Origin of the sequence: Pseudohongiella sp., from assembly GCF_011050365.1 — a bacterium.
Taxonomy (GTDB): domain Bacteria; phylum Pseudomonadota; class Gammaproteobacteria; order Pseudomonadales; family Pseudohongiellaceae; genus Pseudohongiella.
Map to the genome: position 1 here is coordinate 280,469 of NZ_DRFV01000001.1, position 20,130 is coordinate 300,598.

Sequence of the window (20,130 nt, forward strand, 5' to 3'; positions counted from 1 at the left end):
GCATCACGGGGGCTAGATCACCCATCAATGGAAAAGGGGAGAGTCGATTCCATTTCTAGCACCTGATAGGGGAATATCAGTGCTACGTCCAAGATAATGCATTGTGCATGCCAGTTTTTATTACTAATTTTTATCTATATGATATAAATAGAAAATAAATATTTTAAAGGTGGGTGGCAGGCGTCCAGACTAGATGTTTGTCATGTCAGCGCTTAGGCTGACGATGCTTTTTGGCTCTTTTTGGCGATCCTTGCACCAGTTTGGCGCGCGCCCGCCCGTGCAAATGACAGCATAGTGTCACGTTTTACGTTTCAGGAAATATTTTATGAGTAATTTTGTAATTCAACCGGCTGAAGTTGAATTGACAGCCATCAGGGCGCAAGGCTCTGGTGGCCAGAATGTCAATAAGGTGTCAACTGCCATTCATTTACGCTTCGACGTGCAGGCCTCGTCACTGCCTGCTGACATCAAGGCCCTGGTGCTGGCGCAGCGCGACCGGCGCATGACCAGTGATGGCGTGATTGTCATCAAGGCTCAGCGCTTCAGGACGCAGGAAAAAAATCGTGAAGACGCGCTGCGGCGTCTGCAGGCTCTGATTGCGGATGCCGCGCATACCGATGCCCCACGGCGGCCCACTCGCGTGCCGCGCTCGGCCAAGCGTAAGCGACTGGAAGGTAAGCGTAAACTCAGTACCACCAAATCTTTGCGAGGCAAACCGAGTCCGGAATGACTACAATACGCCAAACCTTCACGAGGCTGAGAGCATGACGTCAACATTAAAACCATTTCATCTCGCCATCCAGGTGCGCGATCTGGAAGAGGCGCGCGAATTTTACGGCAATACTCTGGGTTTGCCGCAGGGACGCAGTTCTGATCACTGGATCGACTTCAATCTGTTTGGCCACCAACTGGTGGTGCATGTGAACCCTGCCATCGGCAAACAGGGCCAGGTAAATCAGAGCAGCAATCATGTTGACGGCCATGGCGTGCCTGTGCCCCACTTTGGGGCGGTGCTGTCGATGACAGAGTGGGGCGCGCTGGCAGAGAAGCTGCGCGCTGTAGGCACCCACTTCATCATTGAGCCGTATATTCGATTTAAGGGCGAGCCCGGCGAACAGGCGACTCTTTTTTTCCTTGATCCAACAGGCAATGCGCTTGAATTCAAGGCGTTCAGGGACATAGACGCACAACTGTTTGCCGTCTGATCGTCCAGCAGCCGGGAACGGGTCTTGCCAGCTAAACACGACACTATGAGAGTAATTATGCGAATCGGGAAGCTGTGTTTTTTTTTACTTCTGTGCAGCAGCACTGCGTGGGCGAATGACAACGATCCGCGCGCACGCGAGGCAGGGGTTGCCCCGGGTATATATGAGCCCGGAACCCACAACGCCATTACTGACGTCGCCGGTGTTCGTGTCGGGCATGTGTCGATTGTCGAAGCGGACGGTGTGCGCACGGGTGTTACCGCGATTCTGCCACATGGCGGCAACCTGTATCAGGACAAGGTGCCGGCAGGATTCTCGCAAGGCAACGGCTACGGGAAAATGATGGGCACGACCCAGATCATGGAATTGGGCGAGGTCGAAACACCGATTTTGCTGACCAATACCCTCTCGGTGCCGGAAGCGGCCGCCGGTGTCATCGCGTGGACGCTGGCACAAGCCGGCAACGAAACGGTGCGGTCAGTGAACGCTGTTGTCGGTGAGACCAATGATGGCCGTATCAACAATATCCGTTTGCGGGCGGTGCAGCCACAGCACGCGTTGGATGCGATTGTGGCAGCACGACCGGGACCGGTAGCGGAAGGCAGCGTTGGCGCGGGCATGGGTACGGTCAGTTTTGGCTGGAAAGGTGGTATCGGCACCAGCTCGCGGGTGCTACCGGACAATGACGGTGGCTTTACCGTGGGTGTACTGGTGCAGACCAACTATGGCGGTGAGTTAACGATAATGGGCACACCCGTGCGCCCGCAGGATATACATGTCGTCGGCGATCCGGTGGCGTCTGCCACCAGCCCGGACGGTTCGGTGATGATTATCATCGCGACCGATGCACCGTTGTCCGATCGCAATCTTGAGCGTCTGGCGGCACGCTCGTTTCTTGGCATCGGCCGCACCGGCTCGGCCATGTCCAATGGCTCGGGCGATTATGCGCTGGCTTTTTCTACTGCGGAAGGTGTCCGGCGCAACACCTTTCGACGTGAGCAGTTACATACCCTGGAAGACTGGCCGAATGAGAATATGACGCCGTTGTTTCAGGCTATTGTGGAAGCCACTGAGGAAGCTGTCTATAACGCCTTGTTCAAAGCCAGCGATGTTGATGGCATCAACAACGGGCAGTATCCGGCCATTCCTGTCCAGCAGGTCCTGCGCTTGCTGCAGCGCACTGTGCCTTGACTGGCGCGAATCACACTGCTTCAACACCCCTGTTGGGTTTAACCAACAGGTGAGTGCCTGCCATATCAATGACATAGGATAGCCGCGTCAGACCTGTTGTTGCTACCAGACACCTGCACCCGGGCATTTCCTGCTGTATTTTTTCAAGTTCATGAAAATAAACAATAATTTATTCTGGCATGACGGTTGCAATGTCCCTGACAGTCAATCACATGAGCGCCAGCCGAAGCGCTCACGACTATCAGGAATACAAAACAGCAGGAGCTGAATATGAAAAGAACGACATTCCAAACCCTTTGTGTCATCGCAGGCCTGACCGCAGGTACCTACTCCACAGCATTGCTGGCAAACGAAACCGGTCCGTACGTCGGCGGCTCGCTTGGCCTGGTCAGCGTGGATGACAGTGAATTCGATGATGACAACAATGCATCCCGGTTGTTTGCCGGTTGGCAGATCAATCCCTATTTCGGCATTGAGGGTGGTTACACTGACTTCGGCGAATTCGGTGGTGACCTGGCCCGTTCTGACATCGACGGCTACAGCCTTGCTGCGACCGGTCGCCTGCCGCTGACTGACAGCTTCGCGCTGATAGCCAAAGCGGGGCGATTCTGGTGGGACAGTGATGTTCGGGTCGGTTCTTTCAGTGATCGGTTTAGCGGAAACGAGCTGACTTACGGTGTCGGGGCGCAATTCAGCATCACCGAGAGTCTGGCTCTGCAGGTGGCCTATGATCGACTGGATGTTGATCTGGACCGCAATGAAATAGGTCCGATTGCCGGCGCTGATTTCGACTCCCGGGTCGATGTACTGTCAGCAGGCCTGAAATTCACATTCTGACAAATGTTTGGCGAATCAGAGTGGCTGGTTTAGCCAGAAGCTGGCAAAAGAGTTAACACGGATGTGTGCAAGGAAGTAGGAAATTGTCTGACACGGATGTTGACACGGAAGTTAGCGAAAGCGATTGAACGCGTAACGGGGATTGCCCCGGCACGCGTTCAACACGCTTCGGCGATGCATCAGTAAACTTCGAACAGTCCAGCTGCGCCCATGCCGCCGCCGATGCACATGGTGCAGACGACATATTTGGCGCCGCGACGCTTACCTTCGATCAGAGCGTGACCGACCATGCGGGCGCCGCTCATGCCGTAAGGGTGACCGATGGAAATCGCGCCGCCGTTCACGTTCAGCAGTTCGTCGGGGATGCCCAGCTTGTCACGGCAATACAGCACCTGGACGGCAAACGCTTCATTAAGTTCCCACAGACCAATATCGTCCATCTTCAGGCCAAAACGCTTCAGCAGTTTGGGAATGGCAAACACCGGACCAATACCCATCTCGTCAGGATCGCAGCCAGCAACAGCCATGCCGCGATAAGCGCCGAGTGGGGTCAGGCCTTTCTGTTCGGCAAGCTTGCTGTCCATCAGGACACTGGCCGATGCGCCGTCAGACAACTGGCTGGCATTGCCCGCAGTGATACAACCGCCTTCGATGACCGGCTTCAGGCCTGACAGGCCTTCGATATTGGTTTCCGGACGGTTACCTTCATCCTTGCCCAGCGTTACTTGTTTGAAGCTGACCTTGCCGGTTTCCTTGTCCATGACGCCCATGGTGGACTCCATGGGGGCCAGTTCCTGGTCAAACTTGCCGGCGGCCTGCGCGGCAGCGGTGCGCTGTTGGCTTTGCAGGCTGTACTCGTCCTGTGCTTCGCGGCTGATGTTGTAGCGTTTGGCAACCACTTCTGCCGTTTGCAGCATCGGCATGTAGGCATCCTGTGACAGCGCAATGACGTTGTCATCAACCGTGCGGTACTTGTTGCGGTGATCATTCTGCACCAGGCTGATGGATTCCATGCCGGCGCCGATCACGATAGGCATATTGTCACAAATGATCTGTTTGGCGGCAGTGGCGATGGCCATCATGCCGGAAGCGCATTGACGGTCCATGCTCATGCCGGACACAGTATTGGGCAGGCCGGCAGCGACTGACGCCAGGCGACCAATGTTGTAGCCCGTGGTGCCCTGTTGTACCGCGCAACCCATGACAACGTCGTCGATCTCGTCCAGGCCAACACCTGCGCGGCTGACGGCTTGCCGGATGGCATGTCCACCCAGTGTGGGGCCATCGGTGTTGTTGAATGCTCCGCGATAGGCTTTGCCGATAGGCGTACGGGCTGTTGCGACGATGACAGCTTCTTTCATGATAGGTCCTTTGTCTTGATCAGTTGATTCTTGTTAACATTTTGAAAACGCTGAAATAATGGCAATTTTCAGGAGCGTTTTCATGGGTGACTGAGCGTTTGTTCGGAGCCAAGTGTAACGGAATTGCGCCCAATTCAGAACCCCTTAACGAGCGCCATGGAGAACCTTGTATAGCAATGGGCAGAATCTGTCGCGCCGTCGGTGGCTGCCGATTGGCGCGTCCTGTCGCAAGCCTGCCGCAACCGGGCCTGCCTCTATTGTGCGCTATAGTGCGCTGTGCTAGCGTCGGCAGCATATATGGATGAACGGTCTGGTTGTCTTCCCTGCGGGCCGTGTCTGAACACCGAATTGAGTGTTCAGCCTTAGAAAAATAACTATACCCGTTGCCTTAATACCCCGGAGGAAGTCATGAAGAAGCGTTTGTTATCCGCGTCATTATCAGCCCTGGCTGTGCTTGGTCTGACCCTGAGCTCAAGCCTGCTCGCCAACGAACGTGTTGGTGATTTTGCCCTGCTGGATCACCAGGGCCTGTTCCATCACATGGCCTGGTACGACAATCACAAGGCAGTTGTGCTGCTGGTGCATACCAATGACAGCCGCACTGCAGCAGAGGCATTGCCAGCTTTTCAGGCATTGAAAGACGCGCATGCCGACGACTTTCAGTTTTTCATGCTGAACCCTCTGGGCGAGTCCCGCGACTTGGTGTCTGCCGTTGCAGCAGAGCAGAATAATGACATTCCCGTCCTGATTGATGATGCCCAGTTAATCGCCGAAGCCATGGGTGTGCGCGCTGCCGGTGAGGTACTGGTGCTTGATCCGCGTACGTTCACGTTGAGTTATCGTGGTCCGGTCAGCGGCTTGTCCCAGGCATTGGCAGACATTGATGCCGGCAATGCGGTATCGGCACCCGAGCTCGCCGTCACCGGTGAAGCCATCGAATATCCGGCGCGCGACAGCAACATGGCCCGTGAGGTTTCCTATACCAATGAGGTAGCACCGATCCTGGCGGAAAACTGTGCCTCCTGTCACCGTGAGGGTGGTATCGCACCCTTTGCCCTGAACAGCCACACCATGGCGCAGGGTTGGTCACCGATGATCCGTGAAGTACTGATGACCAAACGTATGCCACCGGGTCAGATCGATCCGCATGTCGGTGATTTCGTCAACAGTCTGACGCTGGCAGTCGAAGACCAGCAGGCCATCCTGCACTGGATTGCTCAGGGCTCTCAATTCGATGGCCCGCAGGACCCACTGGCGCAACTGACCTGGCCTGAGACTGACTGGGCATTTGGTGAGCCGGATCTGATCGTGAAAGTGCCGCCGCAGTCAATCCCGGCCACCGGGGTGCTGGATTACATCAATGTGGTTGTGCCCTTTGAAGGTCTCACCGAAGATCGCTGGGTTCGTGCCAGCCAGTACATTGCCGGTGATCGCACGGTTCTCCACCACACCCTGAACAGCATTCTGCCCCCCGGTTCCAACGGACGTCGTAGTTTCCTGGGCGGCGGCAACGCCGATGAGCCCAGCATTACCGCCTACATTCCCGGCGCCGAGCCTTATCACGAACCGGAAAATACCGGCGGTCTGCTGCGCGCGGGGTCACAATTGGCGTTGCAGCTGCATTACACCACCACGGGTCGCGAAACGGTAGATGCCAGCGAGATCGGCATCTGGTTCTATCCGGAAGGATTTGTGCCGGAGAAGCGCATGTCAGGTCAATGTGCCTGTATCTTCACGCCGACGTGGACCAACATCCCACCGAATGACCCTGATTTTGAAATGGCGCAAACCATTACTGTGCCACGTGACGCCTATTTGCACACCTTTCTGCCGCACATGCATTTCCGCGGCAAGCGCATGCGTTTCGAGGCGCAGTATCCTGATGGCAGCAGTGAAGAGTTGATCAACATCGCCAACTACAACTATAACTGGCAACTGGCCTATAAGCTGCGGGAGCCCAAGCTGGTTCCAGCGGGCACCAAAATCGTCGCCACTGGCGCGTTCGATAACTCGGCGCAAAATCCGGCGAATCCGGATCCGGATCGTTCGGTGCCCTGGGGCCAGCAAAGCTGGGATGAGATGTTCTTTGGCGCGGTCACCTGGCAGTTCGTAGACCAGGGCCCGGCAGCCGAACAGGTCGCCGCGCAGTAATTACGCAAGCTCGTTATAAAAAAGGGGACGGAGGGATTTAATCCTTCGTCCCCTTTTTCGTTACGAATAAGCCGTCTGGGCAGTGCCTAGCGGCTCGCGGCTGCAGAGGGGGAGGTTCCTCGGGTACACCCTCGCTCACAACCCCCTCCACATCCACGGCCTGGATCCGCTCAAGTGGGAAGCCTGCACAAGCCGGTCGGGGCTGGGTGTCAACTGAAGGGGCTTATGCGGCAGGGAAGCCGCATAAGAGCCCCCACGGATGGGTTCACGGCGTCCCCTGAAGGTGACACCCAGTCACGACAGGCGTTCCCGAAACGAAGTGTCTCGGGAGTTCCCCCAGCCGCCAGGTATCGTGCTATCGGCCGTCTGGAGTTGTTCATCTAAAGCAGCTCATAGCCGGACACAGCCCCTGGCCCCAGCGGCAAACCCAGCCAGATCCACAGCATGGTCAGAATCAGGCCCGTGATCATCATCCAGATACTGTAGGGAATCATCGTCGCCGCCAGACTGCCCAGGCCGAAGTCCTTCTGCCAGCGATGGCAGAACGCCAGTATCAACGGGAAGTAGGGCATCAGCGGCGTAATGATGTTGGTCGCGCCATCACCGACACGGTAGGCTGCGGTCGCCATTTCCGGGCTGATGCCCAGCAACATCAGCATGGGTACCAGGACCGGCGCCAACAGGGCCCACTTGGCACTGGCAGAACCGATAAACAGGTTGATCATGCCGGTCAGCAGAATGATCAGGGCCATCAGAACCGGCATCGGCAGCGACGTCGCCTGAATAACGGCAGCGCCATTGATCGCAAAGATCAGGCCCAGATTGGACCAGTTGAACATGGCAACAAAATGCGCCGCAGCAAATGCCAGCACCAGGTAATAGGACAGATCCGCCATTGCCTCGGACATCATGCGCACCACATCGCGGTGCGAACTGACACTGCCCGTGACACTGCCGTAGGCCCAGCCACAGGCCAGGAACAGAATAAAAAATGCGGCAACCAGTGATTGGTAGAATGGCTGCATGCTCGCAGCACCGGCGTCCTCATTGATCAGCGGCGTGCCTGGTGCAAAACACATGAGCACCCAGGCCAGCACCACAACCAGCGCTGCCAGGCCGGCCCGGCGCATACCTTTGCGCTCATCATCACTGAGTATTCCGGAGTCGCGCTGGGTGATCGCGGCCGATCCCTTGTTGGCATCGGATATAGGCGTCAGACGTGGCTCAATGATGTTATCGGTGACATACCAGATCACCGGCAGATAAATGCACGTCATCGCGGCAATAAAGTACCAGTTGCCGGCAATGTTCATCACCCAGCTGGTATCCAGAGTCACCACGGCCGCCTCGGTAATGCCAAACAGCAGGGCATCGAGCTGGCCCGGAATCAGGTTGGCCGAGAAGCCGCCGGAAACACCGGCGAAACCGGCTGCAATACCGGCAATCGGGTGTCGCCCGGCGGCCGCAAACACCACCCCTGCCAACGGTATCAGCACCACGTAAGCGGCATCTGCCGCCAGGTTGCCCACCATCGCCAGCAATGCCACAACGGGTGTCAGCAAGGCGGCGGGTGCGGCTTTTACTGCGCTGCTCATGACGGCGGCGAACAAACCACTGCGCTCCGCCACGCCGGCCCCCAACATCACCACCAACACATAACCCAGCGGGTGGAAGTGGGTAAACGTGGTTGGCATTTCCACCAGCAGGCGCTGGATATTGTCCGCTGATAACAGACTGGCCGCCTCAATTATGAGTGGGCTGCCATCGGCCAGAAACTGGGTGGGATGCACGGCGTTCAGACCGGCCAGCGCAGCGATTACGCTGATGGCAACGATAACAAGTATCAGCCACAGAAAAATGAACACCGGATCGGGCAGGCGGTTGCCGTTGTATTCAATCCAGCCAAGAATGCCGGGTTGGCGAGGTGTAACAGGGGGAGTCTGAGACATGTTGAAGTCCTTTAGCGGATCTTTTGATTGGAAGTGCACCAGGCAGGCACGCCAAATAACATCGCAAGCATAATTCAGCTCGTGCGGTGGCGCAAACCAGGGATAAGAATCGCAGGGCCCGGATGGGACAGTGAGGCAGGTCGAAAAGGATGCCGGCAAGATATCGGGGGTGGCGGTATCGTCCGACACCACAACCCCCGACGGTACTGCTTGCTTCCTGCTGGCGTAAACAGTCGGTTTCCGAGGTTTTCCCGGTTGAACCGCATGTGGTTCGTCAATAGCAGTATAAACCATGTATGGTTCACTTGCGCGCAAGATTGGCTGTTTTTATCCGGGAAGCACGAGGCGACGTGCCGCAGCGGGTTTTTGCCCGAAAAATGGGTGTGGCGCAATCGACTATCATGCGTATCGAAAACGAAGATCAGAATGTGACTCTGGATACCCTGGAGCAGTTATGCAAGGCCTTCCACGTTGATGTCGGTGAGCTCTTCCCGGTCACGCGCGGCATGCGTGTGTATCCCCCGTCGGCCCGGGTCTCGGCAATGCCGGCGTCGACCATGATCCATGATTCAGCGGCACAAAACGGCAAGTCTGGTAAATCGGGTAAGTGATAAAAGCAGTATGGCAACGGTCAGATAAAACTCAGGGTCGCCAGAGCATTGGTCAGGTTAAGCAGCAGAAACAGCATGGCGATACGGCCCAGTGCCTTGCCCGGGTCATCACCCTGATAAGCGAATTTGATGCCCGTCAACAGGGCAAATGTCCATCCCAGCGTTAACCCCAGTAGTGTGATATACCTTGGCCAGGCCTCGTCGGCGACGGCGAGGCTTCCCAGAATAAAAAATACCGCGGCGCCCGCCAGGTAAAGCACCCAGTAGGTCAGGGCCAGGCCATAGCTGCCATTGATCAGGCGCTTTACTGCGCCACTTGATTTCAGGTCGGGACTACTGCTCATTCAGGGTTACGCTCGCTGGTGGGTCATGGCGGACTCATATCTTGTATACGCACCCGTATAGTACCAGCAGCCCGGTTGCTGCTCCAGACATCCGGCTGTTATCCGGCCACGTTGCCGTGGCCGGGTTTGCAGTTTGATTCAGTTTGGACGCGCATCGACATGGCCGCACGGTTATAATGCCGGCTCAAGTCACTCTTAGCGTTATTAAAGAGCCAACTATGCCCGATACGACGTCCACAAAGAAACAGCCCGCCCCAGTGCGAAGTCATTTCTATGCCTACATCAGCAAATTGCGTTGGCTCCAGCGCTGGGGCATGAAGCGTAATGTGATCAGCGAAAACGTCATGGAGCACAGTTGGGAAGTGGCGACCATTGCTCATGTGCTGGCGCTGGCCAGGAACCGGTATTTTGGTGGTACGGTTGACGTCAATGCCGTGGTGGTGGCGGCGCTGTACCATGACTGCAGCGAAGTCATTACCGGCGATATGCCGTCGCCGATAAAATACCACTCTCCGGAAATTACCAAGGCGTACAAGGCCATTGAGCATCAGGCCGACCATGAGTTGCTGAGCTTGTTGCCCGATGACCTGAAAGCTGATTTCAGGCCGGTACTGGTGGAGGCGGAAATCGTTCCTGAGTATCACACCCTGATCAAGTCAGCGGATACCATTTGTGCCTATCTCAAATGCAAGGCCGAGGTACAGGCTGGCAATCCCGAATTCCGCAAGGCAGAAGAGGATGTCCGCAGGCGTCTGGAGCGAGATGACTGCCCTGAAGTCAGATATTTCCTGGAGACCTTTGCGCCCAGTTATGGTCTGACGCTGGACGAGTTGTTGCGCTGATGACCGGGTTTAAAGGGAGACCAAGTTGACAGGATATCTGGCATTCATACGGCGGCACTGGGCATTGCTCGGTTTTGGTTTTACCGCCGTGTTCTGGGGTAACTTCGGGCAGTCGTTTTTTGTGGCCTGGTTTGGCGCTGATATACAACGTACCCTGGGCATGAGTGCGGGCGAGTATGGTGGCGCCTATTCGCTGGCAACCCTGGCGTCGGCGGTGACCGTGGTTTGGGCGGGCGGCCTGATCGACCGCCTGACGTTGCGTACCTACGCTGTTGCGGTGGCGTTGGGTCTGGCGGTTGCATTGACGGTGCTGTCGCAGGCTAACGGCTTGGTGACATTGCTGCTCGGGTTCTTTTTGCTCAGATTGTTCGGCCAGTCGTTGCTGCCCCATGGCGGCATGACCACCATGACGCGCTATTTTGTGGCAGAACGGGGCAAAGCCGTCAGCATTGCCATGTCAGGCGTGCCCCTGGGCGAAATCGTGCTGCCCCTGATGGCAGTGGCGATGATCGCCGCCATCGGCTGGCAGGCGAGTTTTGCCTTTATCGCAGTAGCTGCCGTGCTGGTGCTTATACCGTTTATGTTATGGCTGCTGAGCCGTAGCCACATGACACAGCCGCCGACGGCGGCAGGCAAACCGTCCGCGGGCGCAGCGAACGGGGATAACAAGGGCGCGGGGCGCCGTGAGATGCTGCGCGATTACCGTTTCTGGCTGGCGCTGCCGGGGTTGATGGCAAATCCGTTCCTGATCACCGGTGTCTTTATTCACCAGAATTTTCTCGTCGTCGACAAGGGCTGGAGTTTGAGTTGGCTGGCGACCTGCTTTGTGGTCTACGGTGCCGTGCACTGGCTCAGCTCGCTTGTGTCAGGTGTACTGGTCGACCGTTTCAAAGGCCCGCGCCTGGTCGGTATATTCCTGTTGCCGATGTTCATCAGCATGCTGGTGGCGGCTCTGATGCCCGGCGATATGGCAGCCCTGATCATGCTGGCGTTGCTGGGCATGTCGGCCGGTAGCAGTCCGCCCATTACCGGTTCACTATGGCCTGAAATATACGGGACGCGTAAACTGGGTGCGATTCGTTCCCTGAATATGGCTATCATGGTGCTGGCAACGGCAATTTCGCCCGTACTATTTGGTTATTTTATTGATCACGGAGTGGACGCCTACGGTTTGTTTGGCGCCTGCGCTGTTTATGTATTTGTTGCGTCGCTGCTAATGATGGCGTCGTATCCCAGAAACCCGACACCCGTACCAGGTGCTGAATGACTGATCAGACTGCAAAACTTTTTGAAGAATTGGTGGAGCTCAATTACCAGCTCTACAACAGCTTGTTTCTTACTCTGCCGCTGGATGCCGTGGAACAGACCGGCACCTTGTTGCCACTGTTGGTAGAAAGCTGTGAGAGAGGGCTGGCCGATGGCAATGATCCGCGGCAGATCATTGGTGATTTTTTCGATAAGCATCGCGCACACTTTTCCCAGGATGAACAGGTGCAGTTCCTGTTCAAAATTATCCAGTACGTAGAGCGCCAGGTCGTCCTGGTTGATGCGCTGGAAGATGCCGCTTACAGCCGCATACATCAGATCGAAAACAAAAGCTCGCTGTTAAGACTGACCGAGCGCGCAGAAGACGACGGTCGCACCGAAAAGCTGGCACACTTGCTGAAGAATTTTGGCGTTCGGGTCGTGCTCACGGCCCACCCGACGCAGTTCTATCCCGGACAGGTGCTGGCCATTATTTCTGACCTCAGTGATGCCATCGGCGGTGCGCGGATCGGCGAGGTACGTGACCTGTTGCAGCAACTTGGCAACACACCGTTCTTCAAGAAACAGAAACCGACGCCCTATGACGAGGCCGTATTGCTGACCTGGTATCTGGGCAATATTCTGTATCCGGCCATTGGTGATATCGTCGATCCATTGGCTGCCCGTTACCCGGATTCAGTGAACAACAACAGTGAGCTTATCAGTATCGGCTTCTGGCCAGGCGGAGATCGCGATGGCAACCCGTTCGTCACCACTGAGACAACCCTGCGGGTTGCTGCCCGTCTGCGTCGCGCAATTCTGCAGTGCTACCATCAGGATTTGCGCGCACTTAAACGACGTCTGAGTTTTGACGGCGTCTACGATCTGCTCGATCGCCTGGACAAGGGCATTCGTGATGAGCTGGTTGAAAAAGATGACCGCGAAGATATTACGCTGGCCGGCATTTTTGCTGCGCTGGATGAGGCAGAGACGTTGATCATCGATCGCTTTCAGTCCATGTACCTGGAGCCGCTGCGTTCATTCCGGCGCAAACTGACACTGTTCGGTTTCCATTTTGCCAGCATTGATATCCGTCAGGACAGCCGGGTAATCACCGGTGCTTTCAATAATATTATCGATCAGTATCCCGGCGTGCTTCCGGATAATTTTGACGCCCTGTCAGAGCAGGCCCAGGTTGACGCGCTGATCCAGTGCCGGGTTTCGGAACCGGTGGTCGCCAGCCAGTTTGATGACCCGGTAGTGCGCGATACCATCGACTCGTTCGGGGTGATCCGGCAAATCCAGACGAGTAACGGTGAGCGTGGCGCCCACCGTTACATCATCAGTAATTGCCGCGGTCCGGTGGATGTGGCCCGCGTGCTGGCGCTGTTCCGGTTGTGTGGCTGGGGTGATGAAGACATCAGCGTGGATATCGTGCCGCTGTTCGAAACCGTCAACGACCTGCAGCATGGCGGCGAGTCGATGACCAGTCTGTATCAGAATCAGCAGTATCAGGCGCACCTGCAAAAAAGACGACAACGCCAGACCGTGATGCTGGGTTTCTCGGACGGAACCAAGGACGGTGGCTACCTGATGGCCAACTGGGCCATTTACTCGGCCAAGGAAACCATCACAGGGGTATCGCGCGATGCCGGCGTGGAAGTGGTGTTCTTTGACGGTCGCGGTGGTCCGCCCGCCCGGGGCGGCGGTGATGCCTATCTGTTTTATGCCGCCCACGGCAAGAACATTGAAAGCAATCAGATTCAGATGACTGTGCAGGGCCAGACCATCAGCTCGCACTATGGCATCAAGGTGGCAGCCAGCCATAACCTGGGTCAACTGATGACGGCCGGCCTGGAGAATAATCTGATCGATCGCGCTGACCGTGAGCTGGATGATTTGCAACGAAATCTGATCCGGGACCTGGCTGAGCGCAGTTATGCCAAGTACGAGACATTCAAGCAACATGAGTTGTTCATGCCTTATCTGGAAGAGATGAGTGTGCTCAAGTATTACGCGATGGCCAATATTGGCAGCCGCCCGTCCAAACGTGGCGGTACTGGTGCATTAAAATTCGAAGACCTGCGGGCAATACCCTTTGTCGGCTCATGGAGTCAGTTAAAGCAGAACGTACCCGGTTTTTACGGGCTGGGCACGGCACTCAAGGCACAGGAAGAATTTGGTCGTCTGGATGCCTGTCTCGACCTGTATCAGCGATCGCGTTTCTTCCGGGCCCTGATTTCCAATAGCATGCAGAGCATGAGTAAAACCAATTTCGAACTAACCCGGTATATGGAAAAAGATCCCCGCTTTGGCGAGTTCTGGCAGGACATCTATCAGGAATATCTGCTTAGCAAGGAGATGGTACTGAAGGTGGCTGGTCAGGAAGAACTGTTGCAGGATAATGCCCGTAGCCGGCTCAGTATTCGCTTGCGCGAGCAGGTGGTGTTGCCGCTGTTGACCATCCAGCAGTACGCGCTGATACGTATCCGTGAATGTCGTGAAGAGGATGATCAGGCGCGTCTGGCGGTCTATGAGAAAATGGTGGTGCGCACCCTGTTTGGCAACATCAATGCGGCGCGTAATTCGGCCTGATGAGTGTCCTGACGTAACGCATCGCTCAGGGCTGTTTTTGGCTCCGCTCAGGGCTGTTTTTGGCCACGCTCAGGGCTGTTTCAGGCTCCGCTCAGGGCTGTTTTCAGGCTCCGCTCAGGGCTGTTTCAACCTCCGCTCAGGGCTGTCCTCAGTCTTCGGCCCACATGCGCAGCAGATTGCTGCGCGTTTTCAACAGCAGTGCCAACGCTTCGCCCTGACCGGCGGCGCTGCGGAGCTGCGCGATGCTTCGCTCCAGATCGAATAACAGTTCGCGCTGCGCCGGCTCCCGGATCAGGCTGCGTATCCAGCCTGCCAGCACCAGCCGTTGACCCCGGGTGACCGGCATGACCCGGTGCAGGGTGTTGGATGGATACAGCAGCATGGAGCCGGCGGCCAGTTTAAACGGGCGCTCAGCCGAAGGCTCGTCGATCACCAGCTCGCCACCGTCGTAAGCGCCGGGCTCATTGAGAAACAGGGTAAACGACAGGTCGGTCCGGTGTCCGTCGATCAAGGCATCATCAACATGATGACCATAGTGCATGCCCTCATCGTAGCGGCTCAGCAGCATGCGAATAATGCGTTTGGGGCGTGCAGCTGCCTGTATTAATTCATGACCGGTAATGGCAGCCATGACTTGCTCCAGAGCCTTCTGCACAGGCTCGGCGGCTCGCGCCTGCAGGTTGTGCTTGTGCTGTTTTGCGTACCACCCGGCAGTGCTGCGCCCGTCGACAAACAGGGTGTCGTCGCTGGCAAGTTGCTGACAGGTCGTGATCAGGGCCGGGGACAGAACGCCAGCGACAGGTAAAATCATAATGAATGCAATTGAGAATGATTATTGATTAATGTAAGCTGCCATCAGTTTAGTGTGTCGTGTGTCGGAAGGCAATCATGCCATGGTCGGGCCCGTCACTAATATTCACCTTTTTTTGTTATCGAGGATCTTCTGTCATGGAGTCAAAAAACAAACTCTGGTTGGGTCTGGGTGTCGTCTGTATTGCTGGCGTCACCATGACATCGTGCGGAAATGAAGATGCGTCAGATATGGCGGACATGGGGCATGACGCCATGACGGCCAGCGAGGGCGGCGAAGGTGGTGAAGGTGCCAGCAGTGCTGATTCCGTTGCCAGTGACGCTGTTTATCTGGGCCAGCTGGCGTTCATTCGCGGACATCTCAATGTTGGTGTCAACCTGTATCGTGAAGGCGACGAAGAGGCTTCGGCGACGCACATGAAACACCCGGAAAGTGAAATTTACGCGGCGTTGCAGCCCGCACTGGAGGCGCGTGGTGCCCCCGGTTTTGCTGATCAGTTAGCGGCTCTGGCCGTGGCAGTGGAAAATGGCCAGCCGCTGGCCGAGGTCGAAACTGCCTATGAGGCCTTGCTGCAGGGCATTACCGCTGCCGAACAGGCAGTACCGGATCAGCATGCGCGCCTGCTGGGTAACGTGATTGTCGATCTGCTCAGCACGGCTGCAGCCGAATATGACATCGCTGTTGGCGATGATCTGGCGCTGGAGAATGCCCATGAGTATCAGGATGCCCTGGGCTTTATCCGCATTGCCTACGATCTGCTGGCGCGGGTGGAAACCATGACGGATGATGCCTCGACAGTATCAGCGATTCGTGAGCAGCTCGATCTGGTGCGCCCGGCCTGGACTGGCCTGCAGCCACCCCAGCGCCTGCATACCGAGCCGTCCGTGATCTACGGCGCCGCCAGCCGCGTGGAACTGGCGGTTTCCCGGCTCTGAACCATTATCCGTTAGCAAAACCTCTCGGCCCGGTCTGCCTTGCGACAGATCGGGCGAAAAGCCTGATTTTGCTGCTTTCCTGTGCGTCAGCATTCGCATATTACCCGCAGACAGTAGTATTCTGTGTGCTGATGAAATACGAATCAGGAGAATCCTATGACCATTCGAATTGGCAGCATTGCGCCGGACTTCACAGCCAAAACCACTGACGGCGAGATCCGCTTTCACGACTGGATCGGTGACAGTTGGGCCATCCTGTTCTCCCACCCCAAAGACTATACGCCGGTGTGCACCACTGAGCTGGGGTACGCCGCCAAGCTGAAACCGGAGTTTGATAAACGCAACACCAAGGTTATCGGTTTGTCTGTCGATCCGGTAGAAAACCACACCGGATGGGCGAAAGATATCGAAGAAACCCAGGGCACCGCGCCCAATTTTCCGATGATTGGTGACACCGATCTGAATGTCGCCAAACTGTATGACATGCTGCCTGAGGCGGAGCCGGGGAGTGCCGACGGGCGCTCAGCCGCCGACAATGCCACGGTGCGTTCGGTGTTTATTATCGGCCCGGACAAAAAAATCAAAGCCTTTCTGGTCTACCCCATGACCAGTGGTCGCAACTTTGACGAGATCCTGCGATTGCTGGACTCCATCCAATTGACCGCAAAACACACGGTGGCTACCCCGGTTAACTGGAAAAATGGCGAAGATATCATCATTCCGCCGTCGGTCAGCGACGAAGAAGCGCAAAAGAAATTCCCTGACGGCTGGAATACGCTGAAACCCTATCTGCGGGTCGCCAGGCAACCGAAGTAACAATCGTAGTACCAATTAAAGTACCAACCAAAGTACCAATCGACGTAACAATGTGCGCATCACCCCAGAATAACAAATCACCGAGGAGAGGCATCATGAAAAAGGCAATTTCAGTAGCGTTGACAACACTGGCGCTGGGTATATCGGGTGCCAGCATGGCACAGGACAACAGTCTGAGCTTTTTTATCACCAGTGCCGGGACCGGTAACGGTGCCAATCTGGGTGGTCTGGCTGGCGCAGACATGCACTGCGCGATACTGGCGCAGGCCGCTGGCGTAACCGGCAAAACCTGGGCCGCGTATCTGAGTACGCAGGCGCGCAATGGCATGCCGGCAGTCAATGCACGTGACCGCATCGGTACCGGGCCGTGGTTCAACGCCAACGGTGTGCAGGTGGCTGCCAACGTAGCCGACCTGCACAGTGACAGCAATGAACTGAACAAGGAAAATTCGCTGACCGAATCCGGAGAAATGGTTAACGGTCGGGGAGACAGTCCCAACCAGCATGACATTCTGACCGGCACCAATGCCGACGGCACCGCTTTCACCGACGACGCCGATCACACCTGCAGTAACTGGACCAGCAACACGGAAGGCAGTGCCCAGGTAGGGCACCATGATCGCCAGGGTGGCGGCGCCGATCCGACATCGTGGAACAGCGCCCATGGTTCACGTGGCTGCAGTCTGCAGGATTTGCAGGGCAGTGGTGGTAATGGTTATTTCTACTGCTTTGCTACCGATTGACAGCGTGACAGTGAGAGGTCAGTCATGTCTTTATTCAAAGACACGACTGCCGTGCTGCGGCACTGGCGCAGAACGGTAACCGATTGCTGGCCGAAAACATTGAAACCTTATGATGGTTGACGTGGTAGAGTGTTCCACGATTCCCATCAGTGACAGTGACGTCTGGCGCACGATGGTGCTTCCAGGTGACCGGACAGCGTCTTCAGATGCTGTGTTCGTTACTGCACAGAGCAGATATGGTTGGACCAACCAGTCTGCAAACATTTAAAAAGCATCATATTCTAAACATGGAAATTGACAATATGCGTATACTCAAACTCTCTCTCTCTGCCGTGCTGGCGCTTTTCATTCTGGGTGCCTGCTCGCCGCAGGAAACGGCAAATGCTGTTAACGGTGCGGATAATTCATCGCAGCCGGAGCCGGTCTGCACTTCATGTGGCGTGATTCGCGCCGTCAATCCGATCACACAGCAGGGTGACTCCAGCGGCGCAGGTGCGGTCATCGGTGCCATTGTTGGTGGCGTGGCCGGCAATCAGGTCGGTGGTGGCTCGGGGCAGGATATTGCAACTGCCGCAGGCGCCGTTGGTGGTGCATTTCTGGGCAACACGATTGAGCGGAACCGCGGGTCATCGACGTATTATGAAGTGGTCATCGATATGGAAACGGGCGGTCAACAGGTTATCAATGTCCCTGATGCGACCGGTATCAGCGCGGGCGTGCCCGTGCGTGTACAGGGCGGCGTTATCACCATTCGATAAATATTAGGGCCAGTTGCCGGGCCGCCATGTGGATTGCCGCGTAGCGCCCCGGCAGATTCCTACAGCATCTCTATCGCTACCGCCACTGCCTCACCTCCGCCAATACACAGACTGGCGATGCCGCGAGTCTTGCCCAGCTTTTTCAGGGCGTACATCAACGTCACGATAATGCGGGTGCCAGAGGCGCCCACCGGGTGCCCCAGCGCACAGGCTCCGCCATGGATGTTGACCTTGCTGTGATCCAGGCCCAGCTCGCGCATCGCCAGCATGGGCACCATGGCAAAGGCTTCGTTGATCTCGAACAGGTCAACATCGTTTACTGACCAGCCGGTTTTTGCCAATACTTTTTCAATGGCGCCGATCGGTGCCACGGTGAATTCACTGGGATGGCGGGCGTGGCTGGCCTGGGCCAGCACGCGCGCCATGGGCTTCAGGCCTTTTTCCTGAGCAACGCTTTCGCGCATCAAAACCACGGCAGCCGCACCATCCGATATGGATGAAGAATTGGCAGCGGTGATCGTGCCATCAGCAGAAAACGCCGGGCGCAGGGTTGGAATCTTGTCCGGGTTGGCTTTACCCGGCTGTTCATCGTGACTCACCGTGGTGTCGGTGCGACCAACTTTAACATCGATGCTAACGGACTCATTGTCGAACGAGCCTTCGTTGATGGCGGTTTGCGCGCGTTTCAGCGACTCTATGGCGTAGTTGTCCATGTCTTCCCGGGTCAGGCCGTGTTTGTCGGCGGTTTCCTGCGCGAAGCTGCCCATCAGGCGGCCGGTGTAGGCATCTTCCAGGCCGTCCAGGAACATGTGGTCTTTCAGTTCGCCATGGCCCAGGCGCAAACCGCTGCGGCCCTTGGGAATCAGATAAGGCGCCTGCGTCATGTTTTCAATACCGCCGGCGAGCACCGTGTCGGCGTGGCCTGCCAGAATCTGATCCATACCCATCATCACCGTTTTCATGCCCGAGCCACACATCTTGTTGACGGTGGTGCACGGCGTTGTCACGGCCAGGCCTGCGCCCAGTGCCACCTGGCGGGCGGGGGCCTGCCCCAGCCCGGCGGGCAGCACGCAGCCCATCAGGACATCATCAACGGCGGTGTCGTGCGTTGCCGGATCGAGGCCTGCGCGCTTCAGCGCTGCACTGGCAGCAGCGACGCCCAGTGCCGGGGCGGTGACCGATGAAAACAGGCCCTGAAAACCGCCAATAGGCGTGCGGGCACCGCCGAGGATGACAACTGAATCTTTGCTCATGGAAAATCCTTGAAATAACGGGTGTTAATGATTATTGCGCATCTGGGTCAGACGATGCTTGCACTGAGCTTCAAATTCCTTAATCTCATGCAGGCTCAACTGTATGTCTTCCAGTTGCTGTTTGAGTATCTGTTTGCGCTCGCCAATTTTGTCCAGCACATGACGCAGCTGCGCCAGTTCGCCGGTTGCGGAATCATACAGATCAAACATTTCGCCAATTTCATCCAGCGAGAACCCCAGCCGTTTGCCGCGCAGGATGAGTTTGAGCCGGGTATGGTCGCGCTGGCTGTACAACCGGTTGCGGCCTTCGCGCTCTGGCGTGAGCAAACCCTCGCTTTCGTAAAACCGGATGGCACGGGTGGTGATATCGAATTCTTTCGCCAACTGGGAGATGGTGTAGGTTTTCAGGCCGTCATCAAGTGGATCCAGAGCATTGCTGCGCAAAAAGCTGGCGCTGAGCGCCCGGGTAGTATCCGGCATGGT

Annotated in this window: 19 protein-coding genes; 13 read left to right on the plus strand and 6 right to left on the minus strand. The window is 56.5% G+C overall.

Annotation, left to right across the window (positions count from 1 at the left end; translation table 11 throughout):
• Positions 1–325 precede the first annotated feature (325 nt).
• The 4 genes from arfB to ENH71_RS01300 all read left to right on the plus strand — a co-directional run bounded on the left by arfB (position 326) and on the right by ENH71_RS01300 (position 3,233).
• The gene (gene arfB / locus ENH71_RS01285) at positions 326–730 is read left to right on the plus strand and encodes an alternative ribosome rescue aminoacyl-tRNA hydrolase ArfB (protein ID WP_294133749.1); all 405 of its coding nucleotides are present in this window, start codon (positions 326–328) and stop codon (positions 728–730) included.
• 34 nt (positions 731–764) lie between these two features.
• Complete coding sequence (locus ENH71_RS01290) at positions 765–1,205, plus strand: VOC family protein (protein WP_294133752.1); 441 nt, start codon at positions 765–767, stop codon at positions 1,203–1,205.
• Between the two features lie 57 nt (positions 1,206–1,262).
• Complete coding sequence (locus ENH71_RS01295; RefSeq protein ID WP_294133753.1) at positions 1,263–2,396, plus strand: DmpA family aminopeptidase; 1,134 nt, start codon at positions 1,263–1,265, stop codon at positions 2,394–2,396.
• A gap of 270 nt (positions 2,397–2,666) precedes the next feature.
• Positions 2,667–3,233 (plus strand): outer membrane beta-barrel protein, encoded by a 567-nt coding sequence (locus tag ENH71_RS01300; protein WP_294133755.1) that lies wholly within the window; start codon positions 2,667–2,669, stop codon positions 3,231–3,233.
• A 179-nt stretch (positions 3,234–3,412) separates the two neighbouring features.
• Here the strand turns inward: ENH71_RS01300 and ENH71_RS01305 are convergent, their stop codons facing one another.
• Positions 3,413–4,594 carry an acetyl-CoA C-acyltransferase gene (locus tag ENH71_RS01305; protein WP_294133756.1) on the minus strand — a complete coding sequence of 394 codons (1,182 nt, stop codon included), beginning with the start codon at positions 4,592–4,594 and terminating at the stop codon, positions 3,413–3,415.
• Between the two features lie 408 nt (positions 4,595–5,002).
• Here ENH71_RS01305 and ENH71_RS01310 point away from each other — a divergent pair, with 408 nt between their 5' ends.
• Positions 5,003–6,745: a thioredoxin domain-containing protein gene (locus tag ENH71_RS01310; RefSeq protein ID WP_294133758.1), complete on the plus strand. Its 1,743-nt coding sequence runs from the start codon at positions 5,003–5,005 to the stop codon at positions 6,743–6,745.
• 380 nt (positions 6,746–7,125) lie between these two features.
• Here ENH71_RS01310 and ENH71_RS01315 read toward each other — a convergent pair whose 3' ends face one another.
• Positions 7,126–8,694 carry an AbgT family transporter gene (locus tag ENH71_RS01315; RefSeq protein ID WP_294133760.1) on the minus strand — a complete coding sequence of 523 codons (1,569 nt, stop codon included), beginning with the start codon at positions 8,692–8,694 and terminating at the stop codon, positions 7,126–7,128.
• A 305-nt stretch (positions 8,695–8,999) separates the two neighbouring features.
• Between ENH71_RS01315 and ENH71_RS01320 the strand changes: the two genes are divergently transcribed.
• Positions 9,000–9,305, plus strand: coding sequence for a helix-turn-helix domain-containing protein (locus ENH71_RS01320; RefSeq protein WP_294133763.1), 306 nt, complete (start codon positions 9,000–9,002; stop codon positions 9,303–9,305).
• 20 nt (positions 9,306–9,325) lie between these two features.
• Here ENH71_RS01320 and ENH71_RS01325 read toward each other — a convergent pair whose 3' ends face one another.
• The gene (locus tag ENH71_RS01325; RefSeq protein ID WP_294133766.1) at positions 9,326–9,649 is read right to left on the minus strand and encodes a hypothetical protein; all 324 of its coding nucleotides are present in this window, start codon (positions 9,647–9,649) and stop codon (positions 9,326–9,328) included.
• A gap of 218 nt (positions 9,650–9,867) precedes the next feature.
• On the opposite strand from ENH71_RS01325, the gene yfbR reads away from it, so the two are divergent.
• The 3 genes from yfbR to ENH71_RS01340 are packed head-to-tail and all read left to right on the plus strand — an operon-like array spanning position 9,868 to position 14,331.
• Positions 9,868–10,491 carry a 5'-deoxynucleotidase gene (gene yfbR, locus ENH71_RS01330; protein ID WP_294133769.1) on the plus strand — a complete coding sequence of 208 codons (624 nt, stop codon included), beginning with the start codon at positions 9,868–9,870 and terminating at the stop codon, positions 10,489–10,491.
• Between the two features lie 25 nt (positions 10,492–10,516).
• Complete coding sequence (locus tag ENH71_RS01335; protein WP_294133771.1) at positions 10,517–11,758, plus strand: MFS transporter; 1,242 nt, start codon at positions 10,517–10,519, stop codon at positions 11,756–11,758.
• Positions 11,755–14,331: a phosphoenolpyruvate carboxylase gene (locus ENH71_RS01340; RefSeq protein ID WP_294133773.1), complete on the plus strand. Its 2,577-nt coding sequence runs from the start codon at positions 11,755–11,757 to the stop codon at positions 14,329–14,331. The genes ENH71_RS01335 and ENH71_RS01340 overlap by 4 nt, the downstream gene beginning before the upstream one ends.
• A gap of 148 nt (positions 14,332–14,479) precedes the next feature.
• Here ENH71_RS01340 and ENH71_RS01345 read toward each other — a convergent pair whose 3' ends face one another.
• On the minus strand, positions 14,480–15,142 hold the full coding sequence (locus ENH71_RS01345) for a Fe2+-dependent dioxygenase (protein ID WP_294133775.1): 663 nt from the start codon (positions 15,140–15,142) through the stop codon (positions 14,480–14,482).
• 137 nt (positions 15,143–15,279) lie between these two features.
• On the opposite strand from ENH71_RS01345, the gene ENH71_RS01350 reads away from it, so the two are divergent.
• The 4 genes from ENH71_RS01350 to ENH71_RS01365 all read left to right on the plus strand — a co-directional run bounded on the left by ENH71_RS01350 (position 15,280) and on the right by ENH71_RS01365 (position 18,394).
• Positions 15,280–16,077: a 4-helix bundle domain-containing protein gene (locus ENH71_RS01350; RefSeq protein WP_294133777.1), complete on the plus strand. Its 798-nt coding sequence runs from the start codon at positions 15,280–15,282 to the stop codon at positions 16,075–16,077.
• Between the two features lie 156 nt (positions 16,078–16,233).
• Positions 16,234–16,893: a peroxiredoxin gene (locus tag ENH71_RS01355; protein WP_294133779.1), complete on the plus strand. Its 660-nt coding sequence runs from the start codon at positions 16,234–16,236 to the stop codon at positions 16,891–16,893.
• 95 nt (positions 16,894–16,988) lie between these two features.
• Complete coding sequence (locus ENH71_RS01360) at positions 16,989–17,636, plus strand: hypothetical protein (protein ID WP_294133781.1); 648 nt, start codon at positions 16,989–16,991, stop codon at positions 17,634–17,636.
• A 302-nt stretch (positions 17,637–17,938) separates the two neighbouring features.
• Complete coding sequence (locus ENH71_RS01365) at positions 17,939–18,394, plus strand: outer membrane lipoprotein (RefSeq protein ID WP_294133783.1); 456 nt, start codon at positions 17,939–17,941, stop codon at positions 18,392–18,394.
• A 59-nt stretch (positions 18,395–18,453) separates the two neighbouring features.
• On the opposite strand, the gene ENH71_RS01370 is transcribed toward ENH71_RS01365, so the two are convergent.
• Complete coding sequence (locus ENH71_RS01370; protein WP_294133786.1) at positions 18,454–19,647, minus strand: thiolase family protein; 1,194 nt, start codon at positions 19,645–19,647, stop codon at positions 18,454–18,456.
• Positions 19,648–19,671: 24 nt separating this feature from the next.
• Positions 19,672–20,127, minus strand: a complete 456-nt coding sequence (locus tag ENH71_RS01375; protein WP_294133793.1) for a MerR family transcriptional regulator — start codon at positions 20,125–20,127, stop codon at positions 19,672–19,674.
• Positions 20,128–20,130: the final 3 nt, after the last annotated feature.